8 protein-coding genes and 1 pseudogene are annotated in these 22,573 nt (G+C 44.4%); 7 read left to right on the plus strand and 2 right to left on the minus strand.

What is annotated here, in order from left to right; translation table 11 throughout:
• Positions 1-37 precede the first annotated feature (37 nt).
• The 3 genes from L1028_RS17640 (at position 38) to L1028_RS17650 (ending at position 9,465) form a co-directional block, all read left to right on the plus strand.
• Positions 38-2,269 carry an FAD-dependent oxidoreductase gene (locus L1028_RS17640; protein WP_234536053.1) on the plus strand — a complete coding sequence of 744 codons (2,232 nt, stop codon included), beginning with the start codon at positions 38-40 and terminating at the stop codon, positions 2,267-2,269.
• Positions 2,270-2,286: 17 nt separating this feature from the next.
• Positions 2,287-3,495, plus strand: a complete 1,209-nt coding sequence (locus tag L1028_RS17645) for an SGNH/GDSL hydrolase family protein (protein WP_234536076.1) — start codon at positions 2,287-2,289, stop codon at positions 3,493-3,495.
• A 363-nt stretch (positions 3,496-3,858) separates the two neighbouring features.
• Positions 3,859-9,465, plus strand: coding sequence for a golvesin C-terminal-like domain-containing protein (locus L1028_RS17650; RefSeq protein ID WP_234536079.1), 5,607 nt, complete (start codon positions 3,859-3,861; stop codon positions 9,463-9,465).
• Between the two features lie 250 nt (positions 9,466-9,715).
• Here the strand turns inward: L1028_RS17650 and L1028_RS17655 are convergent, their stop codons facing one another.
• Both L1028_RS17655 and L1028_RS17660 read right to left on the minus strand, forming a co-directional pair.
• A complete protein-coding gene (locus L1028_RS17655; RefSeq protein WP_341482560.1) occupies positions 9,716-10,432 on the minus strand; it encodes a galactose-binding domain-containing protein in 717 nt (238 codons plus the stop codon).
• A pseudogene (locus L1028_RS17660) lies at positions 10,409-11,557 on the minus strand (family 8 glycosyl hydrolase); the annotation flags it as partial. The pseudogene L1028_RS17660 and the gene L1028_RS17655, both read right to left, overlap by 24 nt.
• Positions 11,558-12,661: 1,104 nt before the next feature.
• Here L1028_RS17660 and L1028_RS17665 point away from each other — a divergent pair.
• From L1028_RS17665 to L1028_RS17680, 4 genes are all read left to right on the plus strand, one after another.
• The gene (locus L1028_RS17665) at positions 12,662-13,603 is read left to right on the plus strand and encodes a hypothetical protein (protein ID WP_234536082.1); all 942 of its coding nucleotides are present in this window, start codon (positions 12,662-12,664) and stop codon (positions 13,601-13,603) included.
• A 110-nt stretch (positions 13,604-13,713) separates the two neighbouring features.
• Positions 13,714-20,487, plus strand: coding sequence for a stalk domain-containing protein (locus L1028_RS17670; protein WP_234536103.1), 6,774 nt, complete (start codon positions 13,714-13,716; stop codon positions 20,485-20,487).
• Positions 20,488-20,884: 397 nt separating this feature from the next.
• Complete coding sequence (locus L1028_RS17675) at positions 20,885-21,562, plus strand: response regulator transcription factor (protein WP_234536106.1); 678 nt, start codon at positions 20,885-20,887, stop codon at positions 21,560-21,562.
• On the plus strand, positions 21,559-22,566 hold the full coding sequence (locus L1028_RS17680) for a sensor histidine kinase (protein ID WP_234536108.1): 1,008 nt from the start codon (positions 21,559-21,561) through the stop codon (positions 22,564-22,566). Before L1028_RS17675 ends, L1028_RS17680 begins: the two co-directional genes overlap by 4 nt.
• The last annotated feature ends 7 nt before the right edge of the window (positions 22,567-22,573 follow it).

Here is a 22,573-nt window from a genome sequence, read left to right on the forward strand (position 1 = left end):
GGCACCAAAAGGCTTACCATGATAGAAGGATCTAATCATGGAGGTTATCAAAATGGAGCTTATTAAAGCAGATGTAACCGTCGTCGGCGGAGGTATTGCTGGGATATGCGCTGCCATTGCTGCCGCACGCCAAGGGCTGCAGGTTTCACTTATTAATGATCGGCCGGTTCTTGGAGGAAATGCGAGCAGCGAGGTGAGGGTTCATATCAACGGGTCAGCATATCTCGGAAACAGTCCATCCTATTATGCACGCGAGGGCGGATTGGTGGAAGAACTCAAGTTGAAGATTTTTCACTATAACCCGTTATACAACAAGAAGCTTATGCTATCACTTTCGGATACGGTCTTGTTGGATATGGTTTATGCTGAGCCTAACATTTCTCTATTTCTGAATACATGCGTGCATGAAACGGGCATGGAGAACGGCAGAATTAAATGGGTGGAGGGTCTTCAATTGGCTTCCGAAAGAAAATTTCGTTTCGAAAGCCGAACCTACATCGATTGCTCCGGAGATGGAGTTGTCGGATATCAAGCAGGTGCTCTCTTCCGCTGGGGGAGAGAAGCGAAGCATGAATACAAGGAAGAATTGGCTCCTGAAGTGGCGGACCATTACACCATGGGCGATACGATCTTGTTTCAAGCCCGTGACGTAGAATATTCCGTTCCATACAAAAGACCTGGCTTTGCATATGATATTACGAAGTTGGCCTTTTTCGATAGTATCAGAAAAGGCTTAAACCATCGGGCTTTACCAAGAAAAATCAACGGGCTTGGCGGATTGTGGTGGCTGGAATACGGTGGACATATGGATATTATCAAGAATAATGAAGACATCGCATTGGAACTGCGGAAATTGGTGTATGGGATTTGGGATTATATCAAAAATAGCGGCGAATTTGATGATGTAGACAATCTCATCTTGGATTATGTATGCCCGATTCCGGGAAAGCGGGAGTCGAGGCGGTTTATAGGGGAACACACCTTGTCTCAGAACGATCTTACAACAAAGCCGCATTTCGAAGATGCTGTATCCGTCGGAGGATGGTATATGGATTTACATGCTAATAAGGGCGTCTACGATGAGGGGCCGGCTACAGCATGGAATTTCGTTCCTGGATTGTACAATATCCCTTTCCGCAGTTTATATTCACGTAATATTCCTAATCTCATGTTCGCTGGTCGCAATATAAGTGCTACCCATGTGGCTTTCGGATCTACTAGAGTAATGGCAACCTGCGGTTGTATGGGGCAGGCGGTTGGGACGGCTGCTTCGTTATGCTTGAAATATGAGATAGACCCTGCAGCCATAGTCGAATCTCATATGGAGGAGCTGCAGGCACTGCTGCTTCGAGATGGCCAAACGATTGTAGGGCTTCAAGAGGAATTGGATCCTTACTTCGCTGACGGATTAAATATTCGAGCCTCGTCTCAGCGCAGCTATGACAATCTTCATCCAAGCGAAGAGATTTCCTTGGAGAAAGGGTTATGTTTGGTCTTGCCGATTCAGACAGCCGAGGCTGAAAGCGTACGGATCAAAATTAAAAATAGGTCCGAGCATTCGGAAACACTGCATGTGAAGCTGTTTGGCGGGGAACGGAAGGAAAATTACATTCCCACCAGCGAGTTGAGAGACTACCGCCTGGTTATTGCAGCCGGTCATGACGAATGGATTACGCTAGACTTAGGCTGCAAGAAACCGGCTGACGACAAAATCTACATCGTATTGGAGGGTACGGCGAGCCTTGCCGTATACGGCAACGAAGAGAAATTGACAGGAGCGGTTAGCTTCCATTATAGGCCGGAAGAGCCGTCCAGGCTGAAGAAATTCAATAAGAGCATTTGCTTCAAGGATCTGTTACCGTCCCAGAGTATGTATAATCCCGAGAATGTCATCAACGGCTTCTCCAGACCTTATGGCCAACCGAACGGCTGGATTTCTGAACGTACGGAAGGACAGGAATGGTTGGAATTCTGTTTTGCAAGCCCCAAAAATGTAGACGAAATCCATCTTGTTTTCAATTCACAGCTGGATTTGGAGCATTTCAACGACCCAATTGAGTCCCTTATCCAAGATTATGATATGACCTTGACCTTAGAAGACGGAACCGAGAGGACAATCTTAACTCGTGGAAATTATCTCACGTTGAATAAACATAAGATGGATGCGAAACGTGTAACCCAAATCCGGATTAATTTCTGCGCAACTTATGGTTCGCCTTATTTTGAAGTGTTTGCTGTAAAATGCTTTGCTCCTAAAATTGATAAATGAGGTCAGGTGAAGTCACGATGAAGGAATTATTCCCTCGTAGAGGGCTCCCCAATATCATTCAGAAATTGGAAAATGGGGATACCGTAACAATCGTCTATTTCGGCGGCAGTAATACCCGTTCTGAAGGCTACAGGGTCATGACGGCGGATTGGCTTCGTGAGAAATATCCCCAGGCGGATATCCGCTCTGTGAATGCAGGCATTGATGGGACCGGATCGGATTTGGGATGTGCCCGTTTGGAGACAGATGTACTGCGTCATCGGCCTGATCTAGTATTTGTTGAATTTGTCGGTAACGATGGCGGAGATCCCGAATCCAAGGCGCGGATCGAAGGGATTGTCCGTCAGATCCGCAAGCGGAGCCGGTTTACCGATATCCTGTTCGTTTATACGCTGAAGGAGCGGGATGTGGCCTTATTTCAGTCTGGGGAATACCAGAAGGGGGCTTTAATGCAAGAGGAAGTGGCCGACTATTATGGTATTCCTTCGATTCATCTGGGCGTAGCGGTCAGTCACTTGGTTTCGGAGGGAAAACTCATTTTTACCTCAAGGGAAGACGTGTCCATTTCCGGAGCCGTTATTTTTACGCATGATTCGATCCATCCGACCATTCCCGAAGGACACCAGATTTACACGGATACGATCACCCGGTCATTTGAGACAATTAGCGAACTCAGGGGTCATCTGGGAAGGTTAGTACATCACTTGCCTCAGAATCCGTTGGTCCCGGCTAATCCTTGGGAGTATGCGACCATGCTGTCACTGGATGGTCTTACTACTTTTTCCGCAGGATGGTCTTACATGACGCCCGATGATTCTGCTTTAGTGCGCGAGTACAATTGGTTGTTCCCCGGCCTATGGCGAGCAGTCGATCCTGGAGAGGCTATCACGGTGCAGTTCGAGGGAACCCATATCGGGTTATTCGATATCGGGGGGCCTGATTCTGGCAGATTGAAGGTGTCGGTGGATGGGGGGGACCCCTTTATTATCGATCGATTCACACTATACAACGATCATAATCGAAATCAGTATGTATTCTTGCCGGAGCTCCCGAATGGGAAACATACGGTTCGCTTTGAAGTCGATACCGAGAAAACAGACAAAGCGGCCGTGTTTGAGGCATGCGGCAATGAACGAAGTAGAGAGCACGTTAGGCAGAATCCAGATTGGTATGATCAAACGGTGATTCAGCTTGGGAAGTTGTTATTGGTGCAGCCGCCATTATAATTAATCATTAGGCTTTGTACAATTGGTAGACCTACATCATAACTGACTGCAGTTGAGCGAGCAGTTATGATGTAGGTCTCTTTTTTAAAATATAAGAATTTATATGTTACATGCTATAAATTATCCTAATATTTCTATGAGAAACGGTCGTCGTCTTTAAAGGACGACCGTTTCTTCTTGCTTAAAATCTTATAAGAAATTCTTAAAATCAAAGAAATTTCACAGTTCTGTAACATGCTATGATAAAACCGACAGAGCGGGCTTAGCCAGAAGTAAAGGCTATTTGCTTCTGTACGATCTTCGAACAAAGGAGGGCACCATTATTTTGAAAGCGTTATCAACACAAGGGAGGCTGTGAGTTGTATGATAAAAAGGAAGCTGTTTTTCTTAATCGTTTTCATCGTAACGATATTAGTTCCTTTCAGCCTAGTCGGAATAAGGACCGCTTACGCGGAGCCCTTACCGTATAAGACGATTATCATCGATGACGGGAGCATCACGATCAATGATGTTGTGACACCTGATGTGGGTAACGAGTACAACGGATATTCAGCTCCGAATTGGACCACAAGTACAGGGGTGAAGGGATATGATAACTCCAGTTCTAAATATACGAGTACAGCGGGCAGAACGATATCCTGGAATCCGCGATTGGAAGCGGGAACGGCGAGAATATCATTATACAAGCTTAACTGGGAGGATAAGGCGGATAGCAATGTAAAAATTGAAATCGTTCATAATGGAACGACGGATGTTCTCTATATGGATTTGCGACCTTCATTTGGTGCTCCTGCGGGATGGGTGGATCTGGGAGAGTACTATTTTTCCGGGGTTGGAAAAGAATTCGTTAAATTGACTCGGTCTACCAGCACAACCAGCACGATAATTACTCGTGCAGATGCGGTCAAGTTCGAAGGGAATATTCAGCAAAAAGAGCCACATAAGACGATCATCATTGATGATGGAAGCATCACGATTGATGATGTTGTCACCACTGATGTAGATAACGCGAATAACGGGTACTCCGCTCCTTATTGGACTACAAGTACGGGAGTGAAGGGATATAATAATTCCAGTTCCAAATTTACCGATGCTGTAGGAAGAAGCATCACATGGAATCCGCGATTGGAAGCAGGGACGGCGAGAATTTCGTTTAACAAGCTTGATTGGGCGGATAAAGCAGATAGTAATGTTAAAATTGAAATTGTTCACAATGGGATTACGGATGTCATGTTTATGGATCTGAGGCCCTCGTCGGGCCCATCGGCCGGATGGGTGGATTTGGGGGAATATTATTTCAGTGGGAATGATAGCGAATTTGTCAGACTGACTCGAACGCAGCCCACGACCGGAAAGATCATTACGCGGGCCGATGCGGTCAAGTTTGAAGGGAATATCCGGCAGCAAGCTCCGCCGTTACCTCCGCTGCGCAGCCGTACATTAACGAATCTCAGTTACACGGAAAAAGGCAGTATCGAGAATGCTAGCTATAAGGCGACTTTCTATGAAGCAGCTTGGGATGGAGGCAAATCCATCGTTCGTGATATGTTCTACAAGGACACGGATACAGGGAACTGGGTGCCTGTCAATAATGTGGCGGAAAGACTTGAAGAGCAATGGGTCTTATTGGATGGGAATGCGGGGAGTCTAACCAATTACTACGATACGATGAACAAACGCTGGATTACATTCGACGAGATTGATTTCCCTGACAGCCACACGGCGATATTAACCGATTCTTCACATGGAGACGATTACGATTTACAAGTGAACTGGTCCCTGTCAGGGGACAAACCTGATGTTTCCTTCGCCTTTACACCTCGCAGGGATGGCAATTATGTGATCGGCTATCAGTCTTTCACAACAGAGCAACTCTCTGGCATTAATGAAGTGTTAAATGGGTTCAGGTCACACGCCAAAATGGTAGGTTCGGTGGAATCAACAAGCTTAAGGGAGCTGAGCGCTCCGATGAGTCTGGTTGAAAAGAAAGATGGCTTGGGGAACGCTTTTTCGTATGGTGTATTTGTACCGTCGGAAGAGCTTCCTGTCGAATTCGAACCGACGGGAGGCGTTTCCAAACAACGGCTTGGCATGAGTCTTGTCAACAACGAAGGCAGCGTGCAGCCGGTCCTTTATGCTCCTCAACTAGGGAATTATTCGCAAATGACTGCGGAAAGCACATATCAGTTTCATATGGGGCTAATCGCTCAAAACAGCAGTATATATGAGGCTTACAGAGATATTCTCCGCAGTGAATACGATTATTCGGCATACCGGGAAAATGTATCAGACCAGTCTCTTACTGACGCGATGTTCAATATGATCGATTTGCTTAAGATAGAGCCACAAGGGGATGACTCTGTTGATTATGTCCCGTCACCCAGCGGGTGGTGGAGCCGTGCCAAGGGCTTTATTGACATCGAAAACGAGGATAGCGTTCGAACAAGCTCGAATGCGGTTCTTTTGGGGGCTTACTATTTGACTGGGGATGACCAGCTTTACGATACGAGAGCATTGCCGTCCGTCCAGTATGGCTTATCGCGTAATGGTATAGGTTGGTCTCCGACGCAGAAGCCAGTATACGGTGTGCCGTCGTTATGGAAAATGGCAACCTTGCCGTTCGATTTTTCAAGCGTAGCCGCTGTCAATCAGATGATGGGTACTTCGGCAGGAATTGGGGCGCTGGCACAGGAAGAGTACCTCGTGCGTGATCCTGACCAGAAAGACCGGGGGCCTGTCATTCAGCCCCTGATGATGTATCGTATGACGGGAGATGCGCAGTATTTACAGGCTGCCAAGGCTGCAGCCGACAGCTATATCCTTCAACATATCGATACTCCTGAATCCGTGAATGTGAGTAAAAATGAGTTTATTTATTATTATAGCAAGCTGTGGATGGAGATCTTGGAGCTTTACGAGGAAACGAAGGATCCCAAATACTTAAATGCCGCGTACAAGGAAGCCAAACGGTACGCCACCATGTTCGTTGCCCGTCCGGTTCCTGAAGGCACGGTTACGATTCCGCAGCCGGAGACGTATAATTACGCGGAGTCGTTCCATTGGCCGGACAGTGGTAAATACGATTATCCTAGGAGTAAGCTCCCTGAAGACGTTGCCGGGGGCATACAAGCGGAAAGCCAGCTTATATCACCCAACGGGTTGACATTTGAGGCGGGAAGTACAACTGGCTATTATCGGATGAATGCACAGGAGGCTCCTTTCATGCTCAGATTGTCGCTCTATACAGGCGATAAACTGCTGCAGGATATCGCTCATAATGCGGTCATCGGACGATATTCCAGCTATCCAGGTTATTACTATAAGGGCTTCGCTGTTAGCCAACTTGAACCAGAGTTTCCTCTGGAAGGCCCAAGCGGGGCTACATCCATCTATTATCACCATATACCGGGACAGCTCGGGCAAACGATAGATTATTTGATCAGCGAACAATCGTTGAAATCGAATGGAAGTATTACATTTCCTTCTGTATTTGAAACTAATTTTTTATGGTTTAAATATCATCTTTATGGTAATAAACCAGGTCAATTTTACGGTAATTCCGACGTTTGGCTCTGGATGCCTAAGGGGATAATTCAGACCAACCATCCTCAATTGAACTGGATAACGGGAGAGAGCGGGAATAAATTCTATATCGGGTTAAGCAACGCGTCGTCAGTTGAAGTCCAGACTCCGATTGAATTGAATGCGCAAATCATTGGGTTCAACCCGGCACAAGATTATACCGTAACCATCATCCGCGATAATGGCACACCAGAGCAAGCGGTTATGAGTGGCGGAATTATTCAAGCCACGGTTTCAAGCAAGGGATTAACCGCTATCATAGTAGAAGGACTCAACATTGAAGTGCCGCTGCATCAGGTCAGAACTGCTGATACATCGGATGCAAGTTATTTCTTCGATACCCACAGTCCAATAGATGCGGTTAAAGGGATGCTGATCGTCAAGCCCGACGGAACTGCCTACGATGCTTATGTACAGGCAAAAACGACAAAACCAGTGTCGATCCATTATTCCTTGGATGGCGGGGCTACGTATACGACCATTCCAGATACGATCTATCCGATGGAATGGTCGATACGGGTAAACGATTTATCCCAAACCTTCACTTATTATGTGGAATCGGGCGGGAAACAGACTCGCAAGCGGACACTCTATCTGCCTGATCAGGTAACGGTAACTCCAGTTCAACCGGATTGGCAGGATGGTTCATCTATCATTGTGGATAATACGGAGGCGGAGACAGAAGGCGTCTGGATACGGGATACAACGGCTAACAACTATTACTATGATAACTATGTGTATGCCAAATCTACTACTGGCAAAGCGACAAGCAGAATTGCATGGAGGCCTAAGCTGCCGGAAACTGTTACTTACAGCGTATATTACAAGCTTCCGCAAATAACTGCTACCAGTGAAAATTGGGCAACGAATGCCTCATTTACCGTTTATTATAGCGGGGGCTCCGAGACGGTCACCATTGATGAGACAAAGGCCAATGGAACTTGGGTACACTTGGGAGCTTATCCTTTTGCAGCTGGCGATAGTGGATATGTCGAATTAACCAATAAGGCCAACAAGTCACGGGTAGTTGCTGATGCGATGATGTGGGTGGACCTAAACAGTATGCCGCAATTGGAGTCTGCGGTGATCCTGTCGGATCGGGACGAACTGCAGATGACTCAAACCGCACAACTAAGCGTAACCGGCTATTTAGATAACGGTCTGATTGGTGATCTAACACAGGCAAATGTGCAGTATTTCGTTGATCGAACCGATCTGGCTGAAGTGGACAGTAGCGGTTTGTTGACTCTTCTAAGTCTGGACGGGGAAACGGATCACATTGAGGTATGGGCAACTGTAACGATTGACGGGGTGACCTTAACAACACCGCCTCTGACAATGGCGATCAGGGACTTAACAGTTATTATCGACAGCACGAATACAACTGGGTTATACACGACAGAAGGGTCTTGGAGCCAAAGCAATTTAGCCGGATACAAAATTGGGGTGAAGTCCCGTTACTCTACCGTTCAAGGATCATCAGCGACGTGGAAGGGGCAGTTTCCAGAGGGGAAATATACGGTCTCCATCTACAAGCTCGTCCATACGACGGCAAACGATAATTATGTCAAAGTGGAAGTGAAGCATCAGTCGGTTACCGAGGTCACGTATATCGATGCAACCGTTGGCTCGTCGGGTTGGGTTAATCTAGGAACGTTCGACTTTACTGGAGACGGCAGCGAGTATGTTCGTTTAACAAGGGTTACACCTACAACGGTAGATCCGCCAACTCTACCTGCCGATATGATTTATACGAGGGCAGATGCAGTCAAGTTCGAACGGCATTCCGGTAGTCCGGCGTTGCTTGCAAATGGGGTACCAGGTAAACCGACACTTTCGAATAATAGCGGTGTTGCGACAGGCTTACATGATGGCAATTATGAAGTTACGATGAATATGTGGTGGGGAAACAATGGCACATTGTATGAGTTGTACGAGAATGGCCAATTGATCCAAACGAAGTCACTGGCCGATGTTTCGCCAGCTGCCCAGACTTCCATTATTCCTATTCAAGGTAAGCCGAATGGAACCTATGTGTATACATGTGAGTTAACGAATTTATATGGAACGACTTCATGTGATCCACACACCGTCACCGTGACTGATGCGAAGCCCGGCAAACCTGTGTTGTCCAGTGACAACTGGGATCAAGATGGGGACTATAACATTACTGCTAATATGTGGTGGGGGACGAACGCAGCACAGTATCGATTATATGAAAATGGCGAACTGATTGAAACGAAATCTTTATCTCCACAAACACCAAGTGCTCAATCGGCCACTACACAAATTTCAGGGAAATCTCCTGGCATCTATCAATATCGCTGTGAGTTTATGAATGGAAGTGGAACAACGGAAAGTGATACTATACAGATTATTGTAAAATAATCCTTGAGCTGAGTGGATGAGAACGATCCATTCGGCTTTTTTATTTCTTGGAATTTAGTATTGTATTATGCAAAATGCTTGTAACTCAATACTATGAATTGATGGAGGGGGCTCTTATTTTCCTATATTCGAAGTGAGTCCAATATGGCTGCGAATCCAGTGGAAATACGGTTTATAGAACTAGAACCGTCGCTGGCCTAAGCAAAAGTAAAAAATTCTGACGGATTCTTATCCGCCAGAATTTGTTCAATTAAGTGCCGTAAACCTCGAAATCGAATATCGAATATCCGTATACGGTCCCTCTAGCAGTACACAGCACTCTGACGTAACGACCGCTATTTGCGGTAAATGTAATATCGTCAATAGAACCGTCACCGGTCGTTGTTACATAAGCATCCGTCCATGTTGTTGCGTCGTTAGACACCTGAACTTTGTAGCCTTTAGCGTATGCGTCTTCCCAATTCAACTTGACGCGGTTCACGCTTTGGGTTGCGCCCAGATCGACGTAAATCCATTCATTGTTGCTTCCTTCCACGCTCGCCCAACGGGTAGTGGAGTTGCCGTCTGTTGCCCTGGAAGCTTCAAATCCTACACCTTCGATAGAGCTGGCTACCGCTGTCTTGCCTAGCGCAAGATTGGTGCTGTCAGGAGGAGTTGAATCTGTAGTTGCTGTTGCGGTATTGCTGTTAGCAGACAGGTTGCCTGCAGCATCTACAGCATTCACAGTATAGCTGTAAGCTGTCGAAGCGGTAAGACCGGTATCGCTGAAGAATGTGTCTGTAGGTGCTCCTACTTCCACGCCGCCACGGAATACCCGATAACCTGTTACTCCGACATTATCGGTGGAAGCAGTCCAACTCAGATTGATTTGGCTGCTTGAAGCTGCTGTTGCGATCAGATTCGTTGGATCCGAGGGAGCTTGTGTATCCGCAGCACTGTAGGTAGGTTTCCACCAGTTACCCGAGATGAACAGCAGATTCAGCATGTTAAAGGAGTCGCTGTAGTAACTTTCCTTTTTGCTCTTCATCCAGTCCCAACCTGCATTGACCCAAGCTTGATGCGTGCTGGTAGTCGTCGCTGCGGAAATGAAAGGCGCTACGAATACCGCTGTTGCATAAGTACCGCGATTCGAACCGTTCAGTTGGTAACCGTCCTTCACATTGTTCGGATTATTGCCTGTTTTTCCTTTGATCCATACCACCATTTTATTGGCGATATCTTTACCGCGGGTATCTCCATACAAGGCATAATCCATTACGATACGAAGCGGTACACGGCTTGCATTGTAGTTGTATTCATTTGTTTCAGGGAACTCTTCCAAATAGTTTTTGGGAGCTGGCTTAGGCGGGTTGCCTACCACAAAGTCCGATATCAGACCAGTGCTAGACGAATAAGCTGCTGTAAATTGGCTGTATACGTTATACAGATTGTTGATGACATCTAGCCAAGTTGAATCTCCAGTTACTTCATTGAAAGCCCGGAGATGGCTGAGCATCCAGTCGGAGGGACGCGTATTCAAGGCGCTCTTCGTATCCCAGTCCCCAAGGTTCAGCCTGTTGTTAGTTGTCACATTGCTAAGCTTAATAGCGCCAATCATCTTTTTGGCTTCAGCCAAATAATTGATCGTTCCGGTCGAGCCCCATTGGCGATCGGCTAGAATAAGGGAGTAAGCGATATCGAGGTCCCCATCTGTTGCCGAACCGAAGTGCCCTTGAGCCGCAGTACTATCTGCTACAATCCATCCCATTAGGTTCGAGTTGTTAGAGCTCTTAAACGTTCTAGCCGTTTTGAACAAACCGTCATAGATTGATCTGGCATTCGTATCGTAACCAGCCATAAGTACGGTAATGACCATACCGTATCCTTGGCCTTCTGATGTGCCGAGCGGATCGAAGCCGTCCGCTTCACCAGTAATATCTCCTTTTACATAGTACCCTCCAGGCAGCGAGGACAAGTTGTTTTTAAGATAAGTAGCTTTCCAGTAGTCATAGTAGGAAGCTACAGAACTGTTCAACGAGGATTGACTGACGTGGTTTGGTTTAATGATACCCGGATAGCTGACTTGTTGAGGAAACGGTTTCAATTCACCCGCTCCATGAGCTTTCGGTTGAAGCGGTGCAGGGGCGGCTAATGTCGCTAGAAGCATAACCGCCGAAAGCATGACAAGTAACATCACTTTCATTGTGCCTGAGGTCGATTTCAATGAGTACACAAAAATTCCTCCTTTAGTGATGGTTAGTTTAATTAACGTCAATGAATCCTACTTCCCTATAGACTGATCTTCAAAGTAAAACGCTTAACAATAAGTGCTATTCACGCCTTATAAGTTTAAGCGCTTTAACTTTAGGGCAGAAGTGACATTTTCCTTATGCTGAAGAGATTTGAAGATACGCGCTTCAATAGGGAATCATCGCATCCTCAACGTCACTTTTATCACTTTCACTGTGTCTGAGGTGATTTCATGAGTATTCAAAAATTCCTCCTTAAGTGATGGTTAGTTTAATTAACGTCAATGAATCCTCCTTCCCTTTAGACTGATCTCAAAAGTAAAACGCTTAACAATAAGTGCTATTCATGTCTTAAAGTTTAAGCGCTTTAACTTTAGGGCAGAAGTGACATTTTACTTATATGCTGAAGAGATTTGAAGATACGCGCTTCAACAGGGAATCATCGCATCCTCAAAGTCACTTTTCACCTACACGCTACAAATTACTAGCCAAACAGCATTACTTATTCACAAATGTATCACAACTATTTTCGCCGTGTCTAGGTATTTTTAATTAAATTTAAAAATTAATGTTCACAAAATAAAAGCGTTTACACCAAACAAGGTTATGGTAAACAAGGTTCATTAAACAACTCCTGTTGCTACATTGAATTTAAGATCACCCAAAATTAAATTTAAACGTTAATATCTAATGGCTTCGTCCATTGTTTTCATAGGGCGAAGCTATTAGTGTTTTTGGGGAATATAACGGCCGGATCCCCTAGCACACACACAATTGCGAAAAGGACTGTTATTTATAAGTCAAATTTGTTCTAATCCAGTCTAAATAAGCGCTTACATTAGGGGGTAGCTAAACTTACAATTATGTCTAACCATTTAAATTTGGGAACTTCTTCTACAACGGTGACGAATTTCACTGTCATAGGCTTTCTTGCAAAGCTAGGTTGAATATTTGAAAGGGGGGGCGTCATGGGGATTAGTAGACGAAAACCAACAGTGATTATCTTGTTTACCGCTCTGATTGTTTTTGCTTTACTCGTGTTGAGCTTAACTAACAAAAAGGCGGAACTACCTGAAAATTGGATATTCACAGTAGAGGGATACGCCGTAACAGAGGAAGAATTTCAATTTTATGTCAAGGAACAAAGAGCTATAACGGCAGACTATTTCTTCAGAACTTATGGGGTCCAAGTAGATGAGGGCTTCTGGACACGTCAATACGGCGAAAATCATGAAACCCCATCTGAATACGCCAAAAAATCTGCGATGACCGCATTGTTAAAGACCAAGCAGGAGCAATTTATTGCAGACGAGCGGGGGATCGCCCCTTACAAAAGCTTTGATGAGCTAAAATCCGACATGGAAGATGAAAATGTTAAGCGATCTAAGATGGATGATTCAGGAGGGACTTACTATGGGTTGCCTCAGTTTGATTTAAATCAGTACATGCAATATTTAAGTGGCGCCCGTTGGCCGGATTTGGTAGAAACCCAAGTAAAAAAAACGAAAATGAGCGAAGCAGAGTTGCAAGTTGAGTATGCATCAAAAAGTGCGGAATATGTTCGTGTTGCTAATGAATTAACGGCTGCGTTAGCGACAGCGGGACAAGCCAAGGAAGAGAAAGTGTTAAATCGATTGGATATATCCAAAGAAGATACCGAGTCTCTTAAGTTCTGGGAGTCATTAGCAGCTGCTTCTGTAGGTGAGACAGTAATCGGTAAATATATAGGCGAGGATCACGTTGCCACATTAATCACAAAACCGGAAATCACCAAACTTAAACTGGAAGAAGTGAAAGATTCCATTACATATGGGTGGGCGGAATCTGACTTGCGAGCGTTAATTGCAAATACGAATAAGTTGAAGATCGTGTATAACGGTAATCGATTCAGTGAATTGGTAGTGAACTAGAATAGGTTATGTTTTTAAGTTTATAGAAATCTATGTCTATTGTGACTTCCATAGATGCAGATTTTTTATAAAGTATTAATTTATTAATTTCAAAGGGAGGAAGTGTTTGGATGATACGATCGAAATGGATGCAAAAAGCTTTGTCGATGATTACAGCAACATCGTTGGTATTCCCTGGTCTGTTCGGCTTGGCGCCTTCATCTGAAGTGTCAGCTGCGGGAGGGGGCGAATCTTTTGACTCTGTTGTACTAGAATTGACACAAGCGGCAGGTCAGGCAGGCAGGGTGAATCTTACCTATAAAGGTTCGCCTTTAAGCAGTCTGGTGAAAGGACCGGTTATTGACGAGGTTAATTATGATTCCGGCAATTCGAAACTTTTAACTGTTAATAATCAGGGGAACATTACTTTAGCTAGCGGTTATACTTTTGCGTCGCCAGGTGCTCCGGGCATCCCGGTGACAATCACGGCCACGGCGAGTTACTACCATGACTCAGATGTGTTATTCATGGAGGACTTCGAGAACAACAATGGTCCGATGACATCAACGGGCAAATTAGGTTCGTCATACACGCTGTCCGATGCTCAGTCCCGTTCCGGATTGAAAGCGGTTACACCCTCGAATGATACAAATAATGAAAATGTAGCCCAAGACGTGGCACTGCCGGCAGGTAGCAATTATAAGATGACAGCATGGTATTTTGACCCGTATCCTGATGAGGAGAAGACAGCGACGGATAGAACTCAATTTGCTATTGTAGATGGCAAAAATGCTACCTTTGCTGGGACATTCTATCAAAGTTCAGAGGCTGATGTTATTCATAACCCGACGAGATATACTTGGGCATATGCACCATCATCAGCGGGTACAGCAGGCAACCGTTGGAAAGATAGCGGGGCTTTACGTTCCACAGGCTGGCATAAATTCGAGTGGCTCATTACACCGAATGGTGCGACGTTACAAATAGACGGAACATTAATATCCGATTCAGCGCAAAGTGATATTTACAAAGCTATGAAGAGCGGTACAACCATTCAGCCTAAAATAGCTGGAGGATGGAACAACCAGGCAGGCAACAAAGCTTATATTAAAAATAAACATCTAATCGACGATTTTTATGTTGTAAAAGATGTGGCTACAACAACAGGAACCAGAACATTAACAATGAATTTGGTGCCTCCCGGCGGATTGCCAAATTTAGAAATAATCACTCAGCCAACAACGGCAGAAGTGAAACAAGGTGAGACAGCAACATTTAGCGTTACGGCATCAGCCGCTGCTGCAGCATATCAATGGTATGTATCTGACGACGAGACTGGCTTGAACGGGGTAAAAGTCAGCGGAGCTGATAAGGCGCTATTAACGCTTCCCAATGTGGACTCCGCTTCACAACAAGGCAATTTCTATTATTGCGAAGTGTCCTCGTCAGAGGGAGTTATGGTGAAATCCAATGCTGTACCGTTATTGATAACCACCAATACACTGGTGAATGCGCCAATTAACCCGACGCTTGACTCGGACACAGGCATTTACAGTGGCGCCTCCAATTACGGCGATACCCTTGTAACACTGTTCAAAGACGGTGGACCTGTTGGTTATTATTTATCGAAAAATGGGGGACCTGACCAGTCTAACAATCATGAAAGGCATCATGTTCTGCCCTATGCAAGGGCACTGGGAGTGGGCAACTACACTGTTACAGCCATTGTCATTAATAATGCGGGGGACATCAGTGAAGAAGTTGCAGCATCCGGAATATTGACGATCGAGAAATTGTCTGCACCTGCAAATGTCAGATGGAACGGCACATACGCTACATGGGATCGCGTCGCTAATGCATCTGCCTATTCGGTTCAACTCTTCAGTAATGGAGTGGCTAATGGAAGCCCGATTGCAGCAACAAGCAATGATGCGGCTTTATCTCCGACTTTAAATGATACATTTAAAGTAAAAGCAAACGGCAACGCAACGTCACGATTCTTGGACTCTGATGAATCAGTGGAGAGTGCACAATATTCAGCCAAAATTGCGCTAATTCGCCAGAACGATTCTTTACGGGCCGGAGATAAAACGCGGTTAATCGTTGACACTGCTGATGTATTCGTTGCAGATAACATCAGCTTCAGCCCGGCGGATCAAGACAAAAATAAAATTGAAGTTGATGATGCCGGATTCGTGACAGTTAAGAAAGGTTATGTTCCGACAGGGAACGAAGAGGTCACTGTACATGTAAGCGTTGATTACTTCAATAAGGCAGACACTAAGTTTTACGATGGATTTGAAGGGGAGAAGAAATTTTCAAATGGTGCGAACGGATATGTTCACAGCAATGTGATGTCCCGTACTGGAGGAAAGGCCGCAACTTCAAGCGGCGCCGGTCAGGTGGCTACTGTTCCAGGTACCTATAATTACGCCCCTGCAACCGGTAAGACAACAATCGTTACTGCTTGGTACTATGATGATGGCAGAGCGGCTTCCAATGACCACGCTGTCTTTGGCTTAACCCCATCGTCCAATGAACATATCGCAATCAATTATGGCAATGGAGATGGCGATTGGGCGGCAAATCTGACCAATTACGCAGTCAGACCTGGTTCATCCGGGAGATTCTATCCTGTAGATGTCAAGCGAAGCGAAGGCTGGCATAAATTTCAATGGTTCGTTACATCAACGGGAACAACCTATAAAATCGATGGACAAGACATTCAAAGGCAATCAACAGATAGCGGCAATTTTGATACCTTAGTTAAAAACAACATTTCCAAAATCGATGCATTGCAGCTTGCTACGAACTGGGGCAACAAGGCTGGAACGGTTAAGGATATACAGAACAGGCACTTTATCGATGACGTATATGTTATCGATAGTGGAATAACAGCCCAAACCGGAACAGCTTCCATTACGCTAAAGCTCTTGCCTAAAGAGTATAGTCACTTGGAAGACAGCACATATGTTATTGGGCTGGATGACTATAATATCACCGTAAATCCTGATTTAGCGGATCTAGCTGGAGTGGAGATCGGCGCTGTAACTCTGCAGCGGGATGTGGATTATACGGTTAGCGATAATGTATTGAAGATTAACAAAGAATCTTTTGCAAGAAATAATATCGTGCCGGGAAAATATACCGTTAGACTTGATCTGAATCCTGCCGAAATCACATTCGAGTTGAACATTCTCCCCCTTGAAGTCCGTGATTATTATTTCTCCAATAACGGTGACGATCATGCAGATGGACGCACACCGGCTACGGCATGGAAATCAATCTCCAAGATTAATGAATATGTATTTATGCCAGGTTCAACCATTTATCTGGATGCGAATAGCGTATGGAATGAACAAATCAGACTGCGCGGCAATGGTGAGAAAGGAAATCCGATTACGCTTACAAAATATAATACGACCGACCCTAACCAACGCCCGATAATAAATGGAGGAGGAACAGCGTCAAGCCCATCAGGCATTTCCTTAAACGGTACAATTGAGTTATATGACGTTAACTATTGGGTAGTCAGTGGAATTGAAGTAACGAACATTGGCAATGCGGCAGGTGACGGCCGTTCCGGTATCGCTGTAATGTCACGGATTTCCAAGCTGGGGCAAGGTCAGTTTAATATTCAAGATTATGCTGATGCTCGTATGCAAGGAATCGTCGTTCGAGATAACTACGTTCATGATGTTAATGGGCTGCACCAAGCAAATGGAGCAAGTAAGGTATCCGGCGGCATCATTATTAATGGATATGTAGATATATTGGTTGAAGGCAACAAAACCCTTCGCTGCGATAATGAAGGTATTCGCAATAATGCCTACGGGCCAAGCAATCCAGGGACGAATAACACAGGTATTACTTGGAGTAACTCAAGCTATCCTTGGGCATCAAACGCTGTGTTTAGAAACAACTGGGTTTCTAGTTCGGTTGGAGATGGCATTGTCATGTCCGGTGGGAACAACTCCCTTGTGGAACGAAATGTGGTCACAGACAACGGTTACAGCTATCTAAGCGATAAGAGCGGCAACCTGGTTACGAACTGGGGACCAAATAATACAACACCAACATATCTAGGTTCGCAAAACTATGCGGCAGCGTGGATTATGGCAAGTAAAGGCACGATCTTCCGCTATAACGAAGCTGTGGATAACCCTTATCATGCAAGTAATGACGGTATGGCTTGGGACATTGACAACTATTGTCAGGACAATGTGTATGAATACAATTACAGCCGAAATAACTATGGCGGTTGGTACTTACAGATGAATGCTGCCAAGGGCAATATCGTTCGCTATAACATTAGCGTGAACGACGGTCGCAGTCCGGATTTTAACAAGAGCTTTAACAGTCTTATATTACTTGCGGGAGGTTCTTCAACGAGTGAGGAACTAAGCGGATTATACTATAACAATGTCATCGTCACACCATTGAAGAATAGCAGTTCGTTAGTATTTGATCCGACAGCCTCCAACTTGCATATTTATTTCCAAAATAATATATTTGCCTACACTGGGGCAAACAATCAGGTGGGTCTGAAAGGCGGGGGAACATCAGCTCCATTTGCAACCGGACGGTTTACGAACAACATTGTATATCCGGCTAATCTTTTTGGTAGCATGAACGCAGGTGGAGGCGGATATCTAGGTGCAGGCGTAACAGCAACAGACAACCGCTATGTAACGGAAGAGGGACTAAATTCTATATTAAATGATTATAAATCTGCGCCGGAACATTGGATTACCAACAGCGGAACAGTGGATGCCAAGCTTGATTACAGTGCGATGAACGGGTTCCGTCTTGCTGACGGTAATAACCTGGCCTATGGTGCAGGTGCCGAGATTGTAAGCCCTTATGTGGATCGCGCGAACGCTCTCCCTCATATGACGGAGAGAACAGACTTCTTCGGCAATCCACTTAGCGGCAGAACGCCTTCCATCGGCGCGCACAACCCTTATGCGGTAACTTTTGATTCTAATGGTGGTAGCGAAGTTGCGATGAAGTTCGCTGATATGAGCGGGACAATTCCCGAGCCAACAGCGCCGACAAAAGAAAACACTGTTTTCGGCGGTTGGTTTCAAGATGCAGGATTAAACGATGACTGGGATTTCGTTGCTGATCCTGTTACAAGGGATATTGAATTATATGCGAAATGGGTTGAAGACGCAGGTACTGCGCCAACGATTACGACGAATTCGCTTGCAGATGGCAAGGTAGGACAACCTTATTCTGCAGTTCTAACCACTGACGGCGATAAGCCGATCAAATGGGCTGTTGTAGATGGTCAATTGCCATCAGGATTGAGCTTGGATGAAGATGCAGGTGTTATCTCTGGTACACCGGATCAATGGGGTCAATTTACATTCAAAGTTCAAGCTAACAATGACGCAGGTAGTGACACGAAACCGTTCAATATAGTGATCACTGAAGATGTCTCAGTTGACACAGCTCCGGAGATTATCACTAAGACTTTGCCGAGTGGCAAAGTTGGACAACCGTATACGGTAACATTATCGGTATACGGCAGCGATCCAATTACTTGGAAGGTCCAGGGAGGAGATTTGCCAGTAGATTTGAACCTAGATGAAGCAACAGGCGTTATCTCGGGTACGCCTCAAAAGGCAGGATATTACGAATTCACTGTTGCAGCAACGAATGATTTTGGAATAGATAAGCGAGTATTGAGCATCGAGATTAAAGAGGATAAGCCAGTTGATACAGCTCCGGAGATTATCACTAAGAATCTGCCAAGCGGCAAAGTTGGACAACCGTATACGGTAACATTAGCGGTATACGGCGACGAACCGATTACCTGGAAAGTGAGTGATAATTATTTACCTTCTGGGTTGAATTTAGAAGGAGTTACGGGTGTTATTACAGGGGTGCCTACTGAATCGGGAACATACAAATTCACTGTTACAGCTTCTAATCATGTTGGCATGGATACGATAGAGTTAACTATCGTAATTGCTGCAAATAATAACGGCGAAAGTTCAGGTGACCAAAGCAGTACGCCGACTCCTTCGCCAGAATCACCGGTTGCGGATTCTATTGATGCTACAATCAAAGAGCAGCTGAAGAAAGGCAATTCCATTGAATTGACGATGTCAGCCGGAAAAGATGAGCTTGAGATTCAAAACGATACGATCGGTGCGATTATTAAAGCCGACAAACCGCTAACCGTTACGAATGATACCATATCTGTTAAATTGTCTCCTGAATTGTTGAAGCAGTTGAATACAGGCAAGAGCATGAAGGTTGTCATTAAACCTGTAGATGAAAGAGACGGAGTTAAAGGGCGGGGATATGAGTTGAAGATCTTCGCGGATGGCCGGGAAGTAACGGATTATACAGGGCTTATACCAGTAACCTTCAATCTGAAAAAAGAGAAGTTGTCGACTAACGATATTAGCATGTTATGCGGTGTCATGCTTCGATTAGACGGTAAAATGGAACGATTAGGCGGCAAATATGACCATGAGACAGGTAAATTTAACTTCTCGGCAAAAGGACTTGGCTATATCTTTGTTACAACCAAGCCTGAACCTGTGAAATTAGAACTTACTCTAGGTAAGAATGGGTATAAATTAAACGGAATCGAAATGAGTATGGACGTTGCCTCAGTGGTAGTTAAAGGCAGAACGTTAGTGCCACTGCGCTTCGTTGCTGAGAGCTTAGGAGCAAATGTAAGCTGGGATAACATTACGAAAACCGTAATGATTACCTTGGAAGGTCAGACTTTGCCGATTGCGATCGGTGAAATTGCACCAGGAATGGATGTTGTAGCTGAACTTGTAAACGGACGTGCTATGCTCCCACTTCGCTTCATTGCTGAGTATTTTGGTGCAGATGTATTCTTCGATAATACTAAGAAATCCATTAGTATCTTGAAGTAGTATTCGTTAATATTAGCAGCTACACACGAAACCCTCTAACATGCACTGCAATGTTAGAGGGTTTCTATTGTGCGCACGTCATAACTTGGCGGAGAAAGTCCGCTACAGACGTGGCATGCGAGAGTGCGGAGCGCCAGCATTCGGAAACGTAGAGAAAGATGCGCTGCAACGGACCTGCTGGAGCAGATTCTGGAAATAGACAATTATCTGGCACTTAAACCTACACGATATAGATAACAATTTATAGGGGAAAGGTAGCGAGAACCTATCAGTTAGACGGGTCTCTTTTTTTATGAAACTCTATTAACGAAAGATAAAATTGTATTAACTGGAAACGATTCTTTAGATTGTGTTAATCTGTCTAATAGTGAACTCAATTTAGAGCGAGGGATGTTAATTGAAAAGAAACGTATTATACATTGAAGATAATGAGAAAATAGGCAGCTTTCTAAAAGAAGAATTGGAACAGCGAGGATTTTCAGTTCAGTGGCTGCTTTCTGGTGAAGGAGCTGAAAAAGAAGTAAATCAGCATGAAATCGTTATTTTGGATATCATGTTACCCGGTTTGGACGGATTTACTGTGGGAAAACGATTAAAAAAGGCAGCTCCTGCTGTTCCTATTTTGCTGTTAACAGCTCGAACATCGATAGATGATAAGGTAGAAGGTTTACAATTTGCTGATGACTATTTAACGAAACCATTCCATACGGATGAATTAGTTGCAAGATTAGAAGTACTAATCCGTCGAAGTGGCGGAACACATTCCGAACGTATTTCATTAGGGAATTATATTGAAGTAGATTCAGAAGTCCAAATGGTATTTGACAAACGCACAGGAGAAGAAATTATATTGACAGGGAAACAACATCAAATTTTAAAGTATTTCTTACGCCACCCTAATCAAGTTTTACCAAAAGAACAAATCTATGAAGCCATTTGGGAAGAAGCCTTTATAACAGGTGATAAAACATTAATGGTACATATCCATCGACTGCGTCAAAAGTTGGAACGTCATCCAGACTCCCCAGAGATTATAGAAACTTTGAAGGGAATAGGCTATCGGGTGAAACTATGAAACAGACTAAATCATTATTTCGTCATTTTCTAAAAGGACATTTTCTATTTATCTTTTTGCCTCCAATTGTACTTATTTTCTTATCTGCGTTCATTGAGTCTCCTATTAATGGAGAAGAGCTGAATGCGTTAAATCTATTTTACTTTGTACTACTTTTGTTTGGTTTTATTATTGTCGCATTTGTTGTAATATCTTGGATTTTCTTCTTGAGACTTCGTAAACGGCTCACCCGCTTACAGGAAGTCATGTCATTTTCAGCTAATCATAATTCATTTCCTAGACCAATTTCTGTTCAAAGTGATCGTATGGATGAAATAGACCAGTTAGGAAGTTCTTTTAATTGGATGATTCAGCAGCTTGAAAACAGTCGCAAGCGAGAATATGAAGAGGAATTGTTACGACATCGACTCATAGCGAATTTATCTCACGACTTACGAACGCCTCTTACCATTTTGAGAGTACATGTCACCCGATTAAATAAAGAATCAATGAGTCTAGAAGGACAAAACTCATTATCAGAGATGAATCATACGATTACAAGAGTCGGAGATCTAATGGATGATTTACTTTCCTATACATTGCTTACATCAGGGAAACATCCTTTCAGGCCCACTTCAACAGATATTGGACGTTTAGTAAGAGCATCTGTTGCTGCGTGGTATCCTGTATTTGAAGAAAAGGAAATTCAGATTGATGTTGATTTACCTACAGAGGAGACTCTTTATTGGGAAGCAGATCCTAAATGGATGACACGGGTTCTAGATAATTTATTTCAGAATATTCTTCGTCATGCAGCAGAGGGGAAATATGTAAATATTGTGGTTGATGTAGAAAAAGAACAAATCATTGTTGCAGACAGAGGTCCAGGTATGGATAACTCTTCCTATGAGCGTGGAGCGGGGATTGGATTATCGACTTCAAATTATATGTTGAAAAAAATGAAGCTGAAAGCTGACTTTACATCAAATGATAATGGCACAAGAGTAGCTATTGGTAGAGCTTAAACTAAAG

The sequence above is a fragment of the Paenibacillus pseudetheri genome, assembly GCF_924513355.1.
Classification (GTDB): Bacteria; Bacillota; Bacilli; order Paenibacillales; family Paenibacillaceae; genus Paenibacillus_AQ; species Paenibacillus_AQ pseudetheri.

Coding starts and splice junctions, on each gene's coding strand:
- L1028_RS17645 (WP_234536076.1), top strand. CDS start 2,287: ATGAAGGAATTATTCCCTCGTAGAGGGCTCCCCAATATCATTCAGAAA.
- L1028_RS17670 (WP_234536103.1), top strand. CDS start 13,714: ATGATACGATCGAAATGGATGCAAAAAGCTTTGTCGATGATTACAGCA.
- L1028_RS17665 (WP_234536082.1), top strand. CDS start 12,662: ATGGGGATTAGTAGACGAAAACCAACAGTGATTATCTTGTTTACCGCT.
- L1028_RS17650 (WP_234536079.1), top strand. CDS start 3,859: ATGATAAAAAGGAAGCTGTTTTTCTTAATCGTTTTCATCGTAACGATA.
- L1028_RS17640 (WP_234536053.1), top strand. CDS start 38: ATGGAGGTTATCAAAATGGAGCTTATTAAAGCAGATGTAACCGTCGTC.
- L1028_RS17680 (WP_234536108.1), top strand. CDS start 21,559: ATGAAACAGACTAAATCATTATTTCGTCATTTTCTAAAAGGACATTTT.